Genomic DNA, 18,387 nt, shown 5'->3' with positions numbered 1-18,387 from the left:
CGTCGTCGTGATTGATGCTGTGTGATTATTTGTGACTGACGGCGGCGAATTATGCTTACCCTCGATTACTCCCTAATTACTAATTTATTACGCTGATGTTAAACGGTAATAGAAATGAAGTGCCGGTGAAATATTTTGCGTCGTTCATTTACGGCTGCGCCTCGAGATAACCGACCCGCACGGGCGGCACGAACCACGCGAGACACAGGCCGGCCAGCGCGGCCACGGCAGCGACGATCAGGCCCATATGGATCGAGTCCACGAGCGCGCTGCGCGCCGAGTTCATCATCGCGTCGCCGGCGTGGCCGGCGCTCACGAGGCGGCTGATCAGCGCGGCCTGGTCGGCGCGGTCCACGAGCAGTTCGGGACTCGCAAACGACTTGAACCACTGCGTCGCCTGATACGAGTCGAGCGAGCGATTCACGCCCATGGTGTAAACATGCCCGAGCAGCGCGCCCGTCATCGCCGTGCCCAGCATGCCGCCGAACGTGCGCAGCGATTGCAGCATCGCCGTGGCAGCGCCGAGATGGTCGCGCGAGACGATCTGCTGCGAGCAGACCGTGAGGCTCGTGCCCACGAGGCCCAGCCCCAGGCCGCTCGCGCCCATGCACGCCATCCACACGAGGTGCGGCTCGTTGCCTCGCAGCACGACCACCGCGAGGCTCGCGAAAGCGGACAACGCGAAGCCGACGTAGAGGATCGCGTTGGCGCGCCGGATGCGCGTGACCACGCGATTGTTCACGAAACTGCCGACCGTCGTGCCGAGCAGCAGCGGCGTGATCAGCATGCCCGAGGCGCGCGGCGACATCGCATAGCCGCCCTGGAACAGCAGCGGCACATAGAACACGAGCGAGAACAACGCAAACCCGCCCAGCACCGACATCGCAAAGAGCGGCCCGAGCTTGCGGTCGAGCAGCATGTCCACGGGGATGATCGGATAGCCCATGCGCTTTTCCCAGAAGAAAAGCGTCAGCGAACACACCAGCACGATCACGGCGAGCACGATCGTCGAAGTCGTCCAGCCCTGCCTCGGCAAAAGCTCGATGGCGAGCTGCAGCGCGCCGAACGTGACGGCGACGACGCACGCGCCGAGCCAGTCGAGACGCAGCCGCGCGCCTTCGCGGGCATGGTGCAGATGCGGCAGGAAAGCGTGCACGAAGAAGAGCGCCACCACGCCCACCGGCACGTTGACGAAGAACACGAGGCGCCAGCTGCCGTGCTGGGTCAACATGCCCCCGAGCGTTGGCCCGACCACGTTCGCCAGGCCGAACGCAGAGGAGACGAACACCAGCCAGCGCAGGCGCAGCCGCGGATCGGGGAACAGGTCGGCGACGGTCGCGAACACCGTCCCCATCATGATGCCGCCGCCGATGCCCTGCAGGCCGCGCGCGAGCACGAGAAACAGCATGTTGGTCGCGATCCCGCAGAGCACCGAGGCGAGGGTGAAGAGCAGGATGGCTGCCAGCATGAAGGGCTTGCGGCCGAACAGATCGCCCAGACGCCCGAAGATCGGAATCGTGATGACCGACGCAAGCATGTAAGCCGTCGCGACCCATGCATAGAGCTCGAAGCCCTTGAGCTCCGCGACGATGCGCGGCAGTGCGGTGCCGACGATGGTCTGGTCGAGCGCGATCAGCATCGAAACCGATGCGACGCCGAGCATCGCCAATACCGACTCGCGAAACGGCAACAGCTGCCGCGCTTGATCGTGAAGCCCAATGCTCGTGGCCATGTAGCGCTCCTCACCGCGGCGACGCGGCTAATCTGCTATGCGGTGCCCGGCAAAAGATCAATCGGTCGGGCCCGCGCGTGCGACCTTCTCGCGCTGTGCAATGATGGTACGCCCGCTTACGCGAATGTCACGGGGCGAACGCGCTATCAAGGAAGTTATTCCACCGGGCCCGCGCGAGGCTCGTGAGCCGGGAAGCGTTTGCCAACGTTTCGCGGTTCGTCGATCCGCAATTCAATTTCGCCAGGCATGGAGTAAATCGGTGAGTCCGTTGTTTGCCTTCACGTCGAACGGGATTCGACCGATACGGAGGGGACGTCATGAACGCTGCAATTCGACTCGTTTTGCGGGCAACGGTGAGCGGTGCGGCCGTGCTTTCCCTGGCCGGTCTATGCGCCGCGTCGTCGGGTGACGCGGGATCGTCTCGCGATAGTGAAGAAGGCTCGTTTCTCTCTGAAAACGACGCCGCCATGACGAAGATGATGGCGGGGATGGCGGCCAGGCCCACGGGCGACATCGACCGCGATTTCGTCGCAACAATGATTCCCCATCACCAGGGGGCCATCGATATGGCCATGGCGGAACTGCGGCATGGACACAACGAACAGTTACGCCGGATCGCCCAGGAGATCGTGGTCGAGCAACAGCAGGAGATCGTTGCCATGCGCCTCGCGGTGCATGACGCGAACCCGGCGCCTATGTCGCACTGACCCACTCGCATCAAAACGCAGGAGACAACGTCATGAAAACCAACGCCATGCTTGGCGCGGCCCTGACCGCCGTCGCGCTTGCCGCCGCCACGCTCGCCGAGGCGGGGCAGGTCCCCGGTTCGCTCGCGGCCGCCGATATTCCGGTGAGCCATCGGGACCGCGTTTATTCGTCTGATCAGTTTTCGAACACCGTGTCGATCATCGACCCCGCGGCCAATCGTCTGGTCGGTGTCATCCGCCTCGGTGAACCGACTCCGGCCAACTTCAGCCCGCTCTATCACGGTCAGTTGCTCGTGCACGGGATGGGCTTTTCTCCCGATCACCGCACGCTGGCCATTGTCTCCATCGGCTCGAACTCGGTGAGCTTCATCGATACGCAAACCAATGCGGTCAAGCACGTGACCTATGTGGGCCGCTCCCCGCACGAGGCCTTCTTCACGCCCGACGGCAAGGAGGTGTGGGTGACCGTGCGCGGTGAGAATTACGTCGATGTGCTCGACGGCAAGACCTTCGAGGAGAAGACGCGCATTGTCGTGCCAGCCGGGCCGGGCATGCAGATCTTCTCGCCCGATGGAAAGTACGGGTATATCTGCTCGTCGTTCAACCCGGAAACCGATGTCGTTTCGGTAGCCGATCACAAGGTCGTGGCCCGCGTCACACAGGCGAGCCCGTTCTGCCCGAACATCGCGGCGACGCCGGATGGCCGGCAGGTCTGGTTCACGTTGAAGGATGTGGGCAAGACGCAGGTGTTCGACGCCCGCCCGCCGTTTGCGCTGCTGAAAACGCTCGATACGGGGCCGATCACCAATCATGTGAACATCGTGCAGAACGCCCACGGCATGTTTGCGTACGTGACGGTGGGCGGCCTGAACCAGATCAAGGTGTTCCGCACCGACGACTTCTCGCAGGTGGCGACCATTGCGGTCGGCAGCCTGCCGCACGGCATCTGGCCGTCGGGCGACGGCACGCGTGTCTACGTGGGCCTCGAAAACGGCGATGCGCTGACGGCAATCGACACGCTGACCAACCAGGTCGTCGCCACGGTGCCGGTCGGCCAGGCGCCGCAAGCCGTGGCGTACGTGCCGGACGCCGTGCCGGATGGCGACGGTACGGCCAACACGCAGCCGCTCGGCGCGGCGGGCGAGGCAACACACGTCATGCTGGTTCCGGTGGGTGACGCCGCGGCCGACCGTGGCGCTGCGCCCACTTCGGTGGCGTTGTTCGATCAGGGATTGCTGCAGGTGCTGCAGGCTGCGGTGACGGGATTGCAGGCGGGCCAGCCGTATTTCCTCGGACTTTCGGACCACGCCGACGGCAGTGGCCGCATCGACGTCCTCGCGAGCTTCAAGGCCAACCCGGCCGGCTCCGCGATCGTCAACACGCTGGGGCAGATTCGACAGGTCGTCGTGCCTGGCACGCCGGGCGTGTCCGATCACCGACGATATCTCGTGATCGCGCCGAGCGTGGGCGGCGCGCCCGGACCGGCAGTGCAGGTGCAGGCCTTGTGAAGATCCCAGGAATCGTCTTCGTCATTTCGAATTCCTTAGTAAAGACTTACGGCTCGCGGGCGACACTGTTTGTTTGCCCACGTACGGAAGCGCCCGACGCTTGACGCCTGCTTCTGCGGGAAGCTAACTGACGGTGATCGGTACCCGAAAGCGAGGTGACGCAATGAGCGCTTCCCGCAATCTGGCTAACAGCCAGCTTACCGTCCTGCTCCTGATCCTTCTGGTGCATGGCACGGCCAATGCCGCCGGCGATCGCGCGGCGCCCACCGCCTCACCTGGCTTCGAACCGAGCGAGCTTTCGACGGACTGCGTCGACCGCGAATATCGCGGGAAAAATGCCAGACTGGGACTCGACTACACCGACCTGATCAACAACTGCGGCGCATCCGTCATCATCACGTGGCAGTCGTTCAACAACGGCGCGCCGCAAACGGAAGGCGGGGGAATGGGACAATCGGAATGCATACCGCCCGGCGGTTCCATCACCACCGCGTCGCGCGAGCGGCTCGGTACGGCGAGTGAGAATCTGCCCGTTAGCGTCGTGACCTGCCAGTGATGGCAGCTTGCTGGTTCAGTCGGTAATGGCTCTCACCCTTCGCGAGGCCACGTCGATTCGCTGGTACTTCATGGCTTCCAGCCACTGCAATGACTTCTCGACGATGTCGGCAGGCACCTCGTCGAATGTCGTGTTGCGGATCAAGGTCTCGCTCGCGGCAATGTCGTTGAACTCCCCCAGCGTCTTTTGCACGGACGTGAGCTCCTTGATGGTGCGCTCGTGCCCGCCTTTGATCACGGGTTGAAAAAACTCGAGCAGATAGCGCAGCTTTTTACCGGCCTTGCGCACGTCATGAAGACTCTCCTCGTGGCCGGCCTCGCTTCGCGCGGCGCGTCTGCTGCGCTTTCGAAGCGTGCGCTGCGCCATGCGGACTCGCCGCCTGGCAAACGCGCGGATCGGCAGATCATCGCAACTCGACTGCAGCGTGGTTTGCGCGCGCAGCACGGCGTCGTTCAGAAATGCCTCGACGGCGTCGCTCTTGATCATGGCCTGGCTATGCGCCACCGCTTGCGCGCGCTTCTCGCGCGCGGCGCTCACGAGCAGTTCGATGGAGGCGTCTGACTTCTGTGCGGTTTTGAGGAGATCGCCTGCGATGTCCCAGTCGCGCGTGCCGCCCGCCACGGCGGCCAGGCGCTTGAATTCTTCGCTGGCGTGCGCGGTGGCTTCCTCGCCGAGCCAGGGCGAGTACGCCCAATACAAGGCACGAAGTTTTCTGAAGGCCACCCGAAGCTGATGAAACGCTTCGGGGTCGACTTCTGTTGCGAGGGATTTCGTTCTTTGCACCACCTCGACGACCACTGGCATGGCCAATGACGAGAAGGTGCTGGCGATGGAGGTCTTGCTGGTGAGTGACGCAGCGGAGCGGCGCCGATCGATTCTGAAGCGAGTGCGCGGCCGTGGCAGCGGCCAGTCACCGTCCATATCCATTTCAACCTCGAGTCTCACAAAAACGGGTTGGCCCAAACCATACCATATGGCCGGTTGGCAATCTAATCTTTGTGACGATTTGATGAAGTGTGCAAATTCTGACAAGTTGACAGCCTTTGCGTCACCCGCAGGTTGAACTTCTGATTTTCTGTATTACGATGCTTACCTACGTCAGGCGTTGCTTTACGGATGCATCGAGAAGCGCCCCCCGGAACGAAGTGGGAGTTCGAGTTGAAGAAACGGGCCACCGTGATCTGTCGTAGAGGTAAGCGAATACTCCTGGTAGCACGCAGTCAGTCGAAGTGGGCACTACCGGGTGGCATATTGAAGCGCGGTGAGCATCTTACGGAGACCGCGCTTCGGGAACTCAAGGAGGAGACGCGGCTGCTGGGCAAGTCGGCCAGGTACCTGTTCGACATTCGCGGCAAGCAGAAACACCATCACGTGTTCTCCTGCGAAATACCGAGGCAGGCCAAGGCACGGCCGAGCAGCGAGATCGCCAGGTGTCGATGGGTCCATCTCGACGACATCCCGCGCCTGCTCACCAGCGGACCAACAACCGATATCGTGCGGCTGATCAACCAGCGGCGCAGGAAGTAACACCACGGCCCTCGTGGTGAGGGATTGAACGCCCACGGCGTTCAATCCGGATGCATCTGCCTTCCTCAGGCCAATACTTCAAGCCCATCGTCACCAACGCTTCGCGCCCATCAGGCGTTTTCGTCGCCTTTGGCCGGACGGCCCGTCTTGACGGTCTCGAGCGCTTCGATCGCAGCCAGCAGCCGCTTCTGCGGGGCCGCTTCCAGCAGTTGAAGGCCGGCGCGCAGAATCTCGCTCTTTCTCACCGCAACACCGGCCTCCAGGCACTTGCGCTTGAGGAGGGCGATGCGCTGGTAGTCCGTCTTGGGCATCGTGAAGCTGTCGCGCACGACCTTGTCTTTCTTCACGCGCTTGGCCTTGACCTTTTCCGCAGGCGCGGCTGCAGGAGCGGGAGCCGGTGCCTCTGCAGCGCCGTTAGCGGGCTTCGCCGCCGCTTTGGATACCGCCTTTTTGCGTTTGGACTTTACCGCCGCTTCCGCAGCAGCTGCCGCAGCGGGCTTTGCTGCTTCGCTTTGCGCTTCCGCGGTTGCCTCGGCTGCCGCGGACTTCGGGAAGTGGAACGCCTTCTTGGTGGGTTTGCGTGTGGTCGCTACAGTCATCTCGATCTCCGGTCTGAAAACGGTATAAACAGTATATACGGTTTATTGCGACATTCCACCCGCGCCGCGATCTGCCTTCGAACTTGTTCAGTGAGTCCTTGCTAACACGTCTGCTGAATGGTGACATCAGCATCCATAAGTTCTCTTTTGCGATCCGCTGCGGTGTCACCCAATCGTCACATTGCGTACGTAACGTCCAGCGCATCAATAACGATTTTAAGGAGTACGGGATGAGAGTCAGTCTCTTTGCGATTGTCATTCTCGCGCTGGGCACGGGCATCGCCCAGGCTGCGGACATCACGGGCGCGGGCAGCACCTTCGCAGCGCCGATCTACACGAAATGGGCCGACGCCTATCAAAAGTCGGGCGGCGGCAAGGTGAATTACCAGGGCATCGGTTCGTCGGGCGGCATCAAGCAGATTCAGGCCAAGACCGTCGACTTCGCGGGTTCGGACGCCCCGCTCAAGGATGACCAGCTGGCCAAGGACGGCCTCTTCCAGTTCCCGACGGTGGTCGGCGGCGTCGTGCCGGCGATCAACGTGCCGGGCATCAAGGCCGGCGAGATCACGCTGTCGGGCCCGGTGCTAGGCGACATCTACCTCGGCAAGATCAAGAAGTGGAACGATCCGGCCATCGTCGCGCTGAACCCGAAGGTCAAGCTGCCTGACCTCGACATCGCCGTGGTGCGCCGCGCCGACGGCTCGGGCACCAGCTTCATCTGGACGAATTACCTCTCGAAGGTCAACCCCGAGTGGAAGAGCAAGGTCGGCGAAGGCACGACCGTGAACTGGCCGACGGGTACGGGCGGCAAGGGCAACGACGGCGTCGCGGCCTTCGTGCAGCGTCTGCCGGGCGCAATCGGCTACGTCGAGTGGGCGTACGCGAAGCAGAACCACATGGTCTACGCCGCGATGAAGAACGAAGCGGGCGCGGTCGTTCAGCCGAGCACCGAAACGTTCAAGGCGGCGGCCGCCGGCGCGGACTGGAAGAAGTCGTTCTACCAGATCCTCACCAACGAGCCGGGCAAAGACGCATGGCCGGTGGTCGGCGCGACCTTCGTGCTGCTGCACACGGCGCAGGACAAGCCTGAGCAGGGCAAGGAAACGCTCAAGTTCTTCGACTGGGCATTCAAGAACGGCTCGTCCGCCGCCGATAGCCTCGACTACATCTCGCTGCCGGAGTCGGTCGTCAGCGAAATCAAGTCGCAGTGGAAGGAGAAGGTCAAGGACGCGAGCGGCAAGCCGATCGCACCTTAACCTGCAATGGAATGCGGGCGCGCGCATGCATGGCGCGCGCCTGCATCTCCCGCCACTCGGAGCGTTCGGGGCTGCACGAGCCTAGTGCGCGTCTGTGCGCAAACTCCGCAGATTTTCGCGCACGCGCCGCGCGACCAGTACGGTCAGGTAATCCATGATGCGCGCGCCGTCGCTGAATGCCGCCCAGGTTTCTTCGTACATCCTGGAAACGGTCTCCATGGGAGCATGGGTCTCGGCTGCAATCGCCTTTACGAGTTCTTCTGCGGCGTGCTGGTTCATCGATGCCTCCATGCGTATAGAGGGGAACGCGGGAAGGCCATTAGACTGCATCGCGCGTCCGGCACGCCAATACATTTAGCCTATCTACCGGCGCCTCTCGTTCGATGCGGATTCGTCGGTGTACAGCCTGTCAAATTCATTCGCCGGCAGGCGCGATCTCCAGGCGATAACCCACACCGTAAATCGAGCGGATCATGTCCTGCTCGGGCCGGATCGACTGGATCTTGCGCCGCAGGTTCTTGACGTGCGAGTCGATCGTGCGGTCGGCCACGACCCGGTGATCGTCGTATAGCGCGCGCAGAAGGAAGTCGCGCGCGTAAATGCGGCCCGGGCCCGAATGCAGCAGCGCGAGCAAACGAAATTCGATGGGCGTGAGGTGCAGATCGCGGCCGTCCAGGCGCGCGGCGTGTTGCGTAACATCGATCGAAAACGGCGAGGCCACGGTGCCTTCCGCCTCCTGGTGCGCGCGCGCCAGCAGTTCGGCACGACGCAGGATCGCTTTCACACGTGCTACGACTTCGCGCGGACTGAACGGTTTGCACACGTAGTCGTCGGCACCCAGTTCGAGCCCGAGCAAACGGTCGATTTCGTCCACGCGCGCCGTGATGATCATCACGGGAATGGCGGAGAACGTGCGAAGTTCGCGGCACACGTCGAGGCCGCTGCGTCCGGGCAGCATCAGGTCGAGCAGCACCATCGACGGTTGATGTTCGCGCACGTAGGGCACGACCTCGCGGCCGTCCGCCAGGATCGTCGTGGCGAAATCTTCCTTCGCGAGGTAATCGGCGAGCAGGGCCGCGAGCTTCGGCTCATCTTCGACGATGAGGATGGACGGCCGCATGGTCGGATCAATCATGTTGCGTGTGTAGGCGAGGAAGTTGGACCAGGATCCGCAGCCCGCCGAGCGGGGAGCGCGATGCCTCGATGGTGCCGCCGTGCTGCTCCACGATGTGCTTGCACAATGCGAGCCCGAGACCCGCACCGCCGCTTTGACGGCTGCGCGATGGATCGACGCGGAAGAACCGGTCGAACAGATGCGGCAGCAGCGGCGCAGGAACCGGCGGAAACGAGTCTTGAACGTCGACATGGATGTCGTGGTCGTTCGACGTGACCGAAAGCCTCACGCGGCCACCGGCATTGGTGTAGCGCAGCGCGTTTTCCAGCAGGTTTTTCCACAGTTGCGTGAGGCGATAAGGATCGCCCGAGAGCGTGGCGTGCGCGTCGTCGGGATCGAATTCCAGCGCGATGTCCTTGGCGGCGAGGCGCTCGCGAAATACGTCGCACGAAGCTTCGACGATAGGCACGAGATCGAGCGGCACTTTCTCGAACGAGAGCTGGCCGATGTCAGCCAGCGACAGTTCGTAGAGGTCGTCGATCAGCTGGCTGAGCATCGCGACTTCGGACTGCAGAGAAGCGATGGTCGCCGCGTCGGGTCGGCGCACGCCGTCCTCGATCGCCTCGAGCTCGCCGCGCAGCACCGAGAGGGGCGTGCGCAACTCATGCGAAATATCGGCGATGAAGTCGCGCCGGTCGCTTTCGGCTTTTTCGAGCGACGCCGCGAGCCGGTTGAAATCGCTCGCGAGCATCTGCAATTCGTCGCTGCCTTTGGCCGGCACGCGCGTGGCGTAGTCGCCGCCCGCGAGGCGATGCGTGGCCGTGACGATCCGCTTGATCGGCGTGAGCAGCGTACGCGCGAGGATGATCGACATGGCGGCGGAGAGCAACGCGGTAAAGCCCACGATGATCCACGTCGCCTGCAGCTGGCGGTCCTTGAAGCGCTGTTCCGCCTGGTTGATGAGCGAGTTGGGTCCCGCCACTGCGATCCAGCCGACCGTTTGGCCCTTGACACGCAGCGGATGGCGTACGGCGTCGGGCGGCGGGGGCGGCCCCGCGCTCGTGACGCGCTTCATGTTTGCGTCGTAAAGCGTGTAGGGCGGGCGAAACGGCCGCGGGCGTCCGGCAAGGCCGGGGGCGAAGGGACCGCCGTTGCCGTCGTCGCCGTGGAAGCCGCCCGGCGCGTCGGGCGGGCGGCCGTCGCCCGGCGGCGCGCCTGGCGGCGGCCCGCCATCGAATGGAGGCCGGTCTTGCGTGGACTCGCGAGCGAAATCCCAATTGCCATGCTGGGCGTACGAGGCTTCCAGTTCCTGCTGGAGCGCCGCCAGTTCGCTCGCACTTTGCTCCTGCAGAAAATCCACGAAGCCGAATTCGAAACTCGTCCGGATCGCGACGCCCATGGCCACCGCGGCGAGCACGCAAGCCGAAAGAATCGCGAGGAAGAGTTTGGAGGTGACGCTGACTTTCATGACGGGTTCAGCAGGGAGCGATAGAGGCGAGTGCGAAATTATTCGGCACTATTTTCGCCCGAAGCGTACCGTAAGGGGTACGTGGCCCGTCCGAATCCACATTTTCTCCAGATTTCCCTTCTTTTTCCTGCACCGTTGTTCCGTATGATCCGCTGCAGATCGAAGCGCATCCATGCGTTCGTGCGCGGGATCCGGATGGAATGACGTGCATCACAGAGGAAGGGACAGATCGATGGACATTCACGTGCTGCTTGTCGAACCCGATCAGGCGTATCGGGACGACCTGCGTACTTATTTGCAGCGGCAGCAGATCGCGGTGTCGGTGCTGTATGGCGTCGAGCGGCTGGAGCAGCGTCTCGCGCGCGAAACCCCTTCGCTCATCATCCTGCGGCACGATGCGCTCAGGATCGACGGCATCGCAGCGCTGCGCACGCTGCGTGAGCGAGGGTGGCTGACGCCCGCCATCATCGTGAGCGAGTCCGCCGACGTGGCCGACAAGGTGCTCGCTTTCGAATTCGGCGCCAACGACTATATGGTCGATCCGTTCGATCCGCGCGAACTGCTCGCGCGCCTGCATCATGCATTGCGCTGCAAGATCGATTACCCTGCGTCGCCGCGTAGAGAGACGAAGTACGTCTTCGACGGCTTCGAACTCGACGCCATCGACAACCAGCTGTTCAGGGACGGCCTCAAGATTCCCGCGCCTCCGCTGGTGCTCGCGGTGCTCGCGGTGTTCGCCGCGAACCGCCTGCGGCCGCTTTCGCGCGAGCGCATCGTGAGCATGATCGATCGCAATTCGTCGCTGCACGCGCGCAGCGTCGACGTCGTCGTCTTTCGTCTGCGCAAGCTGCTCGGCCTGTCGCCCTGCGGCCGCCAATATATTCAAACGCGTTACAGGGATGGTTATGTGTTTTGCCCTGACGACGCGCTTCCCGATCTGGACCAGGCTGCTGCCCGCGCGTGAAAAAAACCCGGCGATGCGCCGGGTATGCAAAGGGTTGAAGGTAAAGCACCGTTCATCCGCGGTCGAGGCTTCCCGCGCAATGTCAGGCGAAGACCAGCGTAGCAGGTGACGTCGCATTCACGAAGCCCAGAAACATTGCTAATTCTTTACGTGTAATCGGGCGCGTAACGTTCGCGCGCACCGGCGTGGCGCGAAAGAAATGCGCAGAAAGATCACGTAACCCGCGAATCGCGCCACAGTGGCACCATGCGTGTCCATAGCCGAAACCCGATCAGACACGCAACCGATGCCACAACCCGCCCGTGTGAGTCACGCACAGTACGACACGCCAGCAACGGGTCCCTCCATTGCGCACGCGAAAGCACCCAACGCGGCGTTCGTGATGTCGCCGGCGCTAGGGGATTCGCTGAATCTGCTGGTCATCGCGCACAACCTCGTGCGAGCGGGCTGGCAGGTGGAAATATTCGGAGATCATGCGTGGTCGCTTGCGCGCTGGTTCCCGCAGCTGTCGATGAACCCTGCGCTCGGCGAGGAAGCAGCGCGCGACAGGCTGGCGAGCTTCGGCGTCGTGGTGCAGATGCACCGGGACCGGCCGTTCAAGCATCTGCGCACATGGCATCCGGGCTTCGTCGACCTGCACGATGTCGAATATGCCGATGACGGCCGGTGCATGGCGCAGCGTTTTGCGGCGTTCGCAGCGGCTCATTTCGGATTGCAAACCGTCGAGATATCGAACGGCATTCGCGCGCCGCTGGAGTTTCAGCACCGCCGTTACGCCCAACGCGTGGCGGTGCATCCGGAGGCCAGCACGGCCGACAAGCGCTGGCTGGCGCAGCGCTTCATCGGCTTATCCCGGCGTTTGAGCGGGGAAGGCTTTGCGCCTGAGTTCGTGGTTGCCGACAGCGAGCGCTCGCACTGGCTGCCGCTTGCCAGCGTAGCGCCGCCGTTGCGCTCGTTTCGCGATACGGCCGGGCTTGCGGCGTGGCTCTACGAATCGGGCTGGTTCATCGGCAACGATTCGGGCTTGGGGCATCTCGCTTCGGCGCTCGGCATTCCGACGCTGACCGTATTTCGTCGGCGACGTATCGCGCAACGCTGGCGCCCGGGATTTCAGCGCGGCGAGATCGTGCTGCCGCCGTGGTGGGTGCCGACCGCGGGGCTCAAGGAAAAGTGGTGGCGCGAAAGCATCTCGGTGAGACGCGTGTACCGGGCCTTTCGGACATTGCGGGCGCGCGTGGCGTCGATGACCTGAAGCCTGCATCGCGATAAACGCATGGCGGGGTCCGCTACGCATGCCGAATATAAATTTAGTCTTGCTAACGTATAAGCCTTCGCACAAAAATGAAAATTCAGATCCAGGGCAGTGTTGCGGTGGCGTTGCCGCCGCCAATCGGCGACAGCCTCATCGGGCTCGTGCTCGTCAACAATCTGATTCGCAACGGCTACCGTCCAATCGTGTTTGGCTGGGTAGCCGAGCAGCTCGCGGACTGGTTTCCCCATATGACGGTCGGATATCAGGCCGCGTACGCGGGCGCCTTCGACACGGTGATCGAACTGCGTCCGACCGAGTTCGGGCCGATGCTGAGCCGCACCGGCAAGACGGTTCGTCTGGCTGAACTGCCCGAATACGGCGGCGGGAAGCACATGGTCGACCGCATCGTCGATATTGCTGCGAATGTGTTCGGGTTACGCGACGTGACGCATTCGAACGGGCTCGTCGTGCCGCCTGGCGTGCAGCGTGGTCGTTTCGCGGATCGTGTCGTGATCCATCCGACCGGTAGCCATCGGGAAAAAATGTGGAGCCGCGAGAAGTTTCTCGCGCTGGCCCACGAACTCAAGCGCGCTCAGTTGCATCCGAGCTTTCTCGTTGCGCCCGGCGAGTTCGCCGCCTGGCGCGAAAGCACCGTGCAAGGCCACGAGGTTCACTCGCTGCCGCGACTCGAAGACGTGGCGACGTGGATCGCCGAGTCGGCTTGGTTCATCGGCAACGACTCGGGTCTGGGCCACCTCGCTTCATCGATCGGCGTGCCCACGCTCACGCTTTTCATGCGGCGCGGCCTGGCACGTACGTGGCGCCCCTGCTGGGGACCCGGCCAGGTCGTATTGCCGCCCAACGTCATCCCGTTCGGCAATCTGAAGGAGCTGCTATGGACGAAGCTGCTCAGCGTAAGCCGTGTGATGGCGCACTTTCAGGCGCTGCAGGCGCGCTCATGAGCGCAAGCCGTCAAACGCGGCCCTGCACGAAGGACTGGATCGGCAAACGTTTGAGGAGCGGATCCCCATGAAACTCGGTGTTTCCTGCAATGTCATGAAGCATAGCGGCGGCATGGAACGCTATGCGAGAGACCTCGCGCGCGGCATTGCCGAGCGCGGCTTTCGACCCGCCTATTTTGCGCGGAAGCTCGACCACGCGCTGCCGGAGTATGCGATGGTCGAGCCGCATCGCATCAACGTGTCGTTTCTGCCGGGCAAGCTGCGCGACGCCTGGTTCTCGTGGCGGCTGCGCCGCGCGAAGCGCGTCGCGGACGTGGATGTCATGATCGGCTGCAACCGCGTCGACAGTTCGGATATTGCGGTGTGTGGCGGCACCCATCGCGGGTTTCTGCGCGCAACGGGCCGCAGACTCAAGCTTGCCGACCGTTGGCAGATTGCGCTGGAAGAACGCCTGTATGCCAATGCGGCGATCATTCTCGCGCACTCACCGTTGATGCGTGACGAGTTGATCGAACTGTACGGGATCGATGAAGCCAGGGTGCGCATTCTGCGTCCCCCGGTCGATATGGCGCGTTTCACGCCTGTCGATGCGGCGGCTCGCGCTTCGCTGCGCAAGCGGCTCGGCTTCCAGGACAACGAGTGCGTGCTGCTCTTTCCGTCGAGCAGTCATGTGCGCAAGGGACTCCCGCTCATTGAAGCCGCCGTGCGAGACCTGAAGGAGCCCGTCGTCGTCGCGGTCGCGGGCCGCCCGGTAGCCAGTCACTCGCCGCACGTGCGCTACATCGGCTTTCAGCGCGAAATCGAAGACTGCTTTCGCGCGTCGGACTTCACGATCCTGGCGTCCGCCTATGAGCCGTTCGGGCTGGTGGGGATCGAATCGGTCATGTGCGGCACGCCGGTGATCATGCCGTCGACGATGGGTTGCGGCGACGTGATCGCCACGCATGCGAAACACGTGTTCGAGCGGGGAGATGTGCGGTCGCTGCGCGAGACGATCAGGCGCGCAGTCGCGAGCCGGCTTGTCGGAGAGAACCATAACGAGAACGGGCAAGCCGTCCTTTACGACGCCAGCGTGGCCGGGCACGTCGACTCGCTGCTTTCGCTGGCCAGCCAGGTTCACACCAGGTGGAGCATCAGCCCGTTGGCGCCTTATGCGGCGCCGCTTCGACGCTGGGTCTGAGCGCGGCCGTCATTCCGCCCTCACGTCGACCGCCACATCCACCTGATGCGAGCCGCCGCCAAGAATGACGCCGCGCAGGAGCGACACGTCGGTGTAGTCGCGGCCGATGGCGAGCGTCACGTGGCCCTGGTCGGCGAGCACGTCGTTGGTCGGATCGAGATCGATCCAGCCGGCAGGGGGGGCAGACGGCGCCGAAGGCACGTAGAGCGACACCCACGCATGCGAGGCGTCCGCGCCGATCATCGGTTGAGCGCCGTCGGGCGGGTCGTTGCGCAGATAGCCGCTCACGTAGCGCGCGGCGAGCCCGACCGAGCGCAGGCAGCCGATCATCACCTGGGCGAAATCCTGACACACGCCATGGCGCAATTCGAAGGCGCGCGCGGCGGGCGTGTCGAACGACGTCGCCGAAGGGCGGTACGCGAAGTCCGCGTGGATGCGATGCATCAGGTCGATTGCGCCGGCCAGAACCGGCGCGGCGGGCGCGAAACTCTCCAGCGCGTAGGCGCGCAATTCCGGCAGCAAGGCGATATTCGGCGAGGCGAAGCAGAACTCCGACTCCGCATGGAAGGCGCCGCCCGCCGTGTAGCGCAGCGTTCGCGCGACGTCTTCCCAGGCCGGCGTGCCGTCTGCGTCGAGCGTCGCGTAGCGCGGCGAGAGCAGCACGCTCGTTTCGCTCGTCATCTGCAAGTAGTCGTGTGGAGCGTCGAACGAGAAGTAGAGCACCTCGTTGCCGAAGGCGTCGCGGCGGCTCGTCTGATACGACGGCGCGGGTTCGATACGCTCGCGGTGCGCGAGCACGCGCTGCCAGGGCAGGTCGAGCGGGCGGATGGTCGCGAGATGCTGCGCGGTCTCGACGAGCGTCGAATAGCGGTAGGTCGTGCGGTGCGTGACCGCGAGGCGCGTGCCGTTCATGACCAGACCTGCGCGGCGAGCGGCGCGGCGTGGCTGAACCAGCGCGCGCTGATCTCGTTCGACATCGCGGCCATCCGCTCGGCGAGGCTGTCGCACAGTGCGGTGAGCGCGGGGTAGCGGCCGTCGTCGCCGGGCTCGCAGAGCGCCTCCAGCGTCGGCAGCGCCTCGACGGACGCGAGCTGCGAGGCGAACGGCTCACGTTTCGGGCCGCGCGCCGCCTGGGCGATTTCGTCGAGCCGCGCGCGCAGCCGCGCATAGACGCCATAGAGCCCGCGCGGATTGGTCGGGTCGGTCACGATCACGTCGAGCAGGGCCGGCACTTCGAGGCGCCCCGGATACAGCGAGCGATACGTGAGCGTGCTGTCGAACAGTTGCAGCAGCACGTCGAAGCCCGCTGGCGTGGCGAGCGTGCGTTCGTGCGCGGCGATGCGGAGCATGGTGGCCAACGCGGCTACGCGTTCGATATGGCGCCCCGCGAACAACAGACGCCAGGCTTCGTCGCGGGTCATGCGGTCGCCCTGGCAGCCGCTGACGGCGCTCAACTGGGTGGCGAGCGCATCGAGCGCGCCCATCAGCGCCATGCGATCGTACGGCGTGGGACGCCTGAATTCGATCGCCGCACCCTGACGCGCCGCCGCAGGCACGAGCGAAAGCGCGTGAAGCGCGTCGCGGAAGTCGTTGCGCGAGGCGAGCACGGTGCGCCAGTGATCGTTCGAAAGCCGGCCGCGAATCTCGCCGCACGCGTACGCCTGGCTCGCGAGCGTGCGACCGATGCCCGTTGCGCCCGCATTCTCGTGCAGATTGGCCACGAGCACGCGCTCGAAGTCGTCGAGGCTGTGCCGGGCCTCGCTGACCGTGGACGGCACGAGTCCGTTGGCGGCGGCAAGTTCGATGAAGGTGCCGAACAGCTCTTCCGCGTCGCTGCCTTCTAGCGAGCCGAGAATGAGCCGGCACAGGCGCACGCCGTTTTCGGCGCGCTCGCCGTAACGCCCGGCCCAGAACAGGTTCTCCGCCGCGCGGCTCGGCACGCGGCGGCGCTCGCGGCGCAACTCGCCGGGCTTGATCGGGCTCGGCAGGAGCGTGAAGGTCGAACCGGGCTGGCTCGACAGGACCCAGGTATCCACGCTGCTGCCGCCCATCTGCATCGATACGGATTCCTGATGTTCGGCCGCGAGGCGCGTGAAGCCGCCAGGCAGCACACGCCAGCCGCATTCCTGGTCGGCAATCGCGTAGACGCGCAGCACGGCAGGCCGCGCGCCGAGCATGCCCGCGCCGGTTTCATAGCGCGGCGTATAGCTGTAGCACAGCGGCTGCTGGACTGTGAAGGCGTCAGGCAGCTGCTCGATACGCTCGCGCCAGTCGGCGAGCGTTTGCATGCCGGCGGCGAGTCCGGGCGGCGCGGATGGCGCGTTCGCCGCGCCCGGCCACGTCGGCACGAGCAGCGCCTCGGGGACCTGCGCGAGCGCATCGCGCCAGGCCGCGTCTTCGCCGCACCACCAGGTCGCGATGCCCGGCAGCGCCAGCTCCTCGCCGAGCAGCGCCTGCGCGATGCCGGGCATGAAGCCGTGCAGCGCGGGCGATTCGACGAAGCCCGCGCCGGGCACGTTCGAGACCATCACGTTGCCCGCGCGCATGACCTGCAGCAGGCCCGGCACGCCGATGGTCGAGTCGGCGCGAAGCTCGACCGGGTCGCAAAAGGTGTCGTCGAGGCGGCGCAGCACGGCGTGCACGCGCTCCAGCCCGTCGAGCGTTTTCAGGTACAGCATGTCGTCGCGCACCGTGAGGTCCTTGCCCTCGACGAGCGTGAGGCCGAGGTAGCGCGCGAGGAACACGTGCTCGAAATAGGTCTCGCTGAACGGCCCCGGCGTGAGCAGCACGATATGCGCGGACGCGCCGCTCACGCTGCGCTCGTCGGCGCTCATGATCGCGCGTGCGGCCGCCGCGAGCGTGGCGACGAGCTGCGAATAGGACGGCGCGAGCCGGTGCACCCGCATGGTGCGAAACGGCTCGGCGAAGAGGCTCGAGACGATCAGCCGGTTTTCCAGCAGATAGCCGAGTCCCGAGGGCGCTTCCGTGCGGTGCGAGACGACGGTCCACTGGCCTTCGGGCGAGCGCGCGAGATCGAGCGCGACGATCTGCAGATACTGGCGGCCGGGCGGCACGAAGCCCTTCACGGCGCGCAGATAGCCCGGGTGGCCGAACACCAGTGCGGGCGGCAGCAGCCCGCGCGCGAGCAGGGTTTGCGGCCCGTAGATATCGGCGACGATCTCGTTGAGCAGGCGCGCGCGCTGCGCGGCGCCGCGCTCGATCTGCGCCCATTCGGCTTCGTCGATGATGAACGGCAGCACGTCGAGCGCCCACGGCCGCGGTCCGCCCGCGTCCGCGTAGACGTTATAGGTGATGTCGTTCTCTCGCACCTGGCGCGCGACCGACGCGGCGGCGCCGTCGAATCCCGCCACGCCCGGCTTGCCGAGCAGCCCGAAGAACTGCCGCCACGGCTCGCGCAGCTCGCCTCCCGCCGTTTGCAGTTCGTCCCAGTGTCCGGCGCGCACCGGCAGCGTGCGCAGCGGCGCGCTCGCCGGCTCGACGCTGGCGGAGGAATCGAACGGCAGGGTGGATTGGGTGGGCAAGATCGTGGGTCGTGGCAGCG

At 64.6% G+C, this 18,387-nt stretch carries 16 protein-coding genes and 1 pseudogene; 9 read left to right on the top strand and 8 right to left on the bottom strand.

Annotation, left to right across the window (positions count from 1 at the left end; translation table 11 throughout):
* Positions 1 to 148: 148 nt before the first annotated feature.
* Positions 149 to 1,732 carry an MFS transporter gene (locus tag AB4Y35_RS19530; RefSeq protein WP_368705533.1) on the bottom strand — a complete coding sequence of 528 codons (1,584 nt, stop codon included), beginning with the start codon at positions 1,730 to 1,732 and terminating at the stop codon, positions 149 to 151.
* Positions 1,733 to 2,049: 317 nt separating this feature from the next.
* On the opposite strand from AB4Y35_RS19530, the pseudogene AB4Y35_RS19525 reads away from it, so the two are divergent.
* The 3 genes and pseudogenes from AB4Y35_RS19525 to AB4Y35_RS19515 form a co-directional block, all read left to right on the top strand.
* Positions 2,050 to 2,406 (top strand): annotated as a pseudogene (locus tag AB4Y35_RS19525) (DUF305 domain-containing protein); the annotation flags it as partial.
* Between the two features lie 65 nt (positions 2,407 to 2,471).
* On the top strand, positions 2,472 to 3,947 hold the full coding sequence (locus tag AB4Y35_RS19520; RefSeq protein ID WP_368705532.1) for a YncE family protein: 1,476 nt from the start codon (positions 2,472 to 2,474) through the stop codon (positions 3,945 to 3,947).
* A gap of 163 nt (positions 3,948 to 4,110) precedes the next feature.
* The gene (locus AB4Y35_RS19515) at positions 4,111 to 4,503 is read left to right on the top strand and encodes a hypothetical protein (protein WP_368705531.1); all 393 of its coding nucleotides are present in this window, start codon (positions 4,111 to 4,113) and stop codon (positions 4,501 to 4,503) included.
* Between the two features lie 15 nt (positions 4,504 to 4,518).
* Here AB4Y35_RS19515 and AB4Y35_RS19510 read toward each other — a convergent pair whose 3' ends face one another.
* Positions 4,519 to 5,430, bottom strand: coding sequence for a CHAD domain-containing protein (locus AB4Y35_RS19510; RefSeq protein WP_342919849.1), 912 nt, complete (start codon positions 5,428 to 5,430; stop codon positions 4,519 to 4,521).
* Between the two features lie 231 nt (positions 5,431 to 5,661).
* Between AB4Y35_RS19510 and AB4Y35_RS19505 the strand changes: the two genes are divergently transcribed.
* Positions 5,662 to 6,030: an NUDIX hydrolase gene (locus AB4Y35_RS19505; protein WP_368689958.1), complete on the top strand. Its 369-nt coding sequence runs from the start codon at positions 5,662 to 5,664 to the stop codon at positions 6,028 to 6,030.
* Positions 6,031 to 6,140: 110 nt separating this feature from the next.
* On the opposite strand, the gene AB4Y35_RS19500 is transcribed toward AB4Y35_RS19505, so the two are convergent.
* Positions 6,141 to 6,629, bottom strand: coding sequence for a hypothetical protein (locus AB4Y35_RS19500; protein WP_368705530.1), 489 nt, complete (start codon positions 6,627 to 6,629; stop codon positions 6,141 to 6,143).
* Between the two features lie 230 nt (positions 6,630 to 6,859).
* Here AB4Y35_RS19500 and pstS point away from each other — a divergent pair, with 230 nt between their 5' ends.
* Positions 6,860 to 7,885: a phosphate ABC transporter substrate-binding protein PstS gene (pstS, locus tag AB4Y35_RS19495; protein WP_368705529.1), complete on the top strand. Its 1,026-nt coding sequence runs from the start codon at positions 6,860 to 6,862 to the stop codon at positions 7,883 to 7,885.
* 81 nt (positions 7,886 to 7,966) lie between these two features.
* On the opposite strand, the gene AB4Y35_RS19490 is transcribed toward pstS, so the two are convergent.
* From AB4Y35_RS19490 to AB4Y35_RS19480, 3 genes are all read right to left on the bottom strand, one after another.
* Positions 7,967 to 8,164 carry a DUF3562 domain-containing protein gene (locus AB4Y35_RS19490; RefSeq protein ID WP_342919853.1) on the bottom strand — a complete coding sequence of 66 codons (198 nt, stop codon included), beginning with the start codon at positions 8,162 to 8,164 and terminating at the stop codon, positions 7,967 to 7,969.
* 136 nt (positions 8,165 to 8,300) lie between these two features.
* Complete coding sequence (locus AB4Y35_RS19485) at positions 8,301 to 9,005, bottom strand: response regulator (protein WP_368705528.1); 705 nt, start codon at positions 9,003 to 9,005, stop codon at positions 8,301 to 8,303.
* Positions 9,006 to 9,012: 7 nt separating this feature from the next.
* Positions 9,013 to 10,467 carry an ATP-binding protein gene (locus AB4Y35_RS19480; protein WP_368705527.1) on the bottom strand — a complete coding sequence of 485 codons (1,455 nt, stop codon included), beginning with the start codon at positions 10,465 to 10,467 and terminating at the stop codon, positions 9,013 to 9,015.
* Between the two features lie 232 nt (positions 10,468 to 10,699).
* On the opposite strand from AB4Y35_RS19480, the gene AB4Y35_RS19475 reads away from it, so the two are divergent.
* The 4 genes from AB4Y35_RS19475 (at position 10,700) to AB4Y35_RS19460 (ending at position 14,825) form a co-directional block, all read left to right on the top strand.
* Complete coding sequence (locus AB4Y35_RS19475; RefSeq protein WP_342919856.1) at positions 10,700 to 11,431, top strand: response regulator transcription factor; 732 nt, start codon at positions 10,700 to 10,702, stop codon at positions 11,429 to 11,431.
* Positions 11,432 to 11,717: 286 nt separating this feature from the next.
* Entirely contained in the window at positions 11,718 to 12,683 is a 966-nt protein-coding gene (locus AB4Y35_RS19470; RefSeq protein ID WP_368705526.1) for a glycosyltransferase family 9 protein, read from the top strand.
* A gap of 89 nt (positions 12,684 to 12,772) precedes the next feature.
* A complete protein-coding gene (locus tag AB4Y35_RS19465; protein ID WP_368705525.1) occupies positions 12,773 to 13,645 on the top strand; it encodes a glycosyltransferase family 9 protein in 873 nt (290 codons plus the stop codon).
* 67 nt (positions 13,646 to 13,712) lie between these two features.
* Positions 13,713 to 14,825, top strand: a complete 1,113-nt coding sequence (locus AB4Y35_RS19460; protein ID WP_368705524.1) for a glycosyltransferase family 4 protein — start codon at positions 13,713 to 13,715, stop codon at positions 14,823 to 14,825.
* Between the two features lie 9 nt (positions 14,826 to 14,834).
* Here AB4Y35_RS19460 and AB4Y35_RS19455 read toward each other — a convergent pair whose 3' ends face one another.
* Together AB4Y35_RS19455 and AB4Y35_RS19450 are read right to left on the bottom strand one after the other, a co-directional pair.
* Positions 14,835 to 15,737, bottom strand: a complete 903-nt coding sequence (locus AB4Y35_RS19455) for a transglutaminase N-terminal domain-containing protein (protein ID WP_368705523.1) — start codon at positions 15,735 to 15,737, stop codon at positions 14,835 to 14,837.
* Positions 15,734 to 18,367, bottom strand: coding sequence for a circularly permuted type 2 ATP-grasp protein (locus AB4Y35_RS19450; RefSeq protein WP_368705522.1), 2,634 nt, complete (start codon positions 18,365 to 18,367; stop codon positions 15,734 to 15,736). Before AB4Y35_RS19450 ends, AB4Y35_RS19455 begins: the two co-directional genes overlap by 4 nt.
* Positions 18,368 to 18,387: the final 20 nt, after the last annotated feature.

The sequence above is a fragment of the Paraburkholderia sp. EG286A genome (genome assembly GCF_040965375.1).
GTDB lineage: Bacteria > Pseudomonadota > Gammaproteobacteria > Burkholderiales > Burkholderiaceae > Paraburkholderia.
The sequence above is the reverse complement of the archived record's forward strand: the minus strand, read 5'-3'. Positions and strand labels throughout refer to the sequence as shown.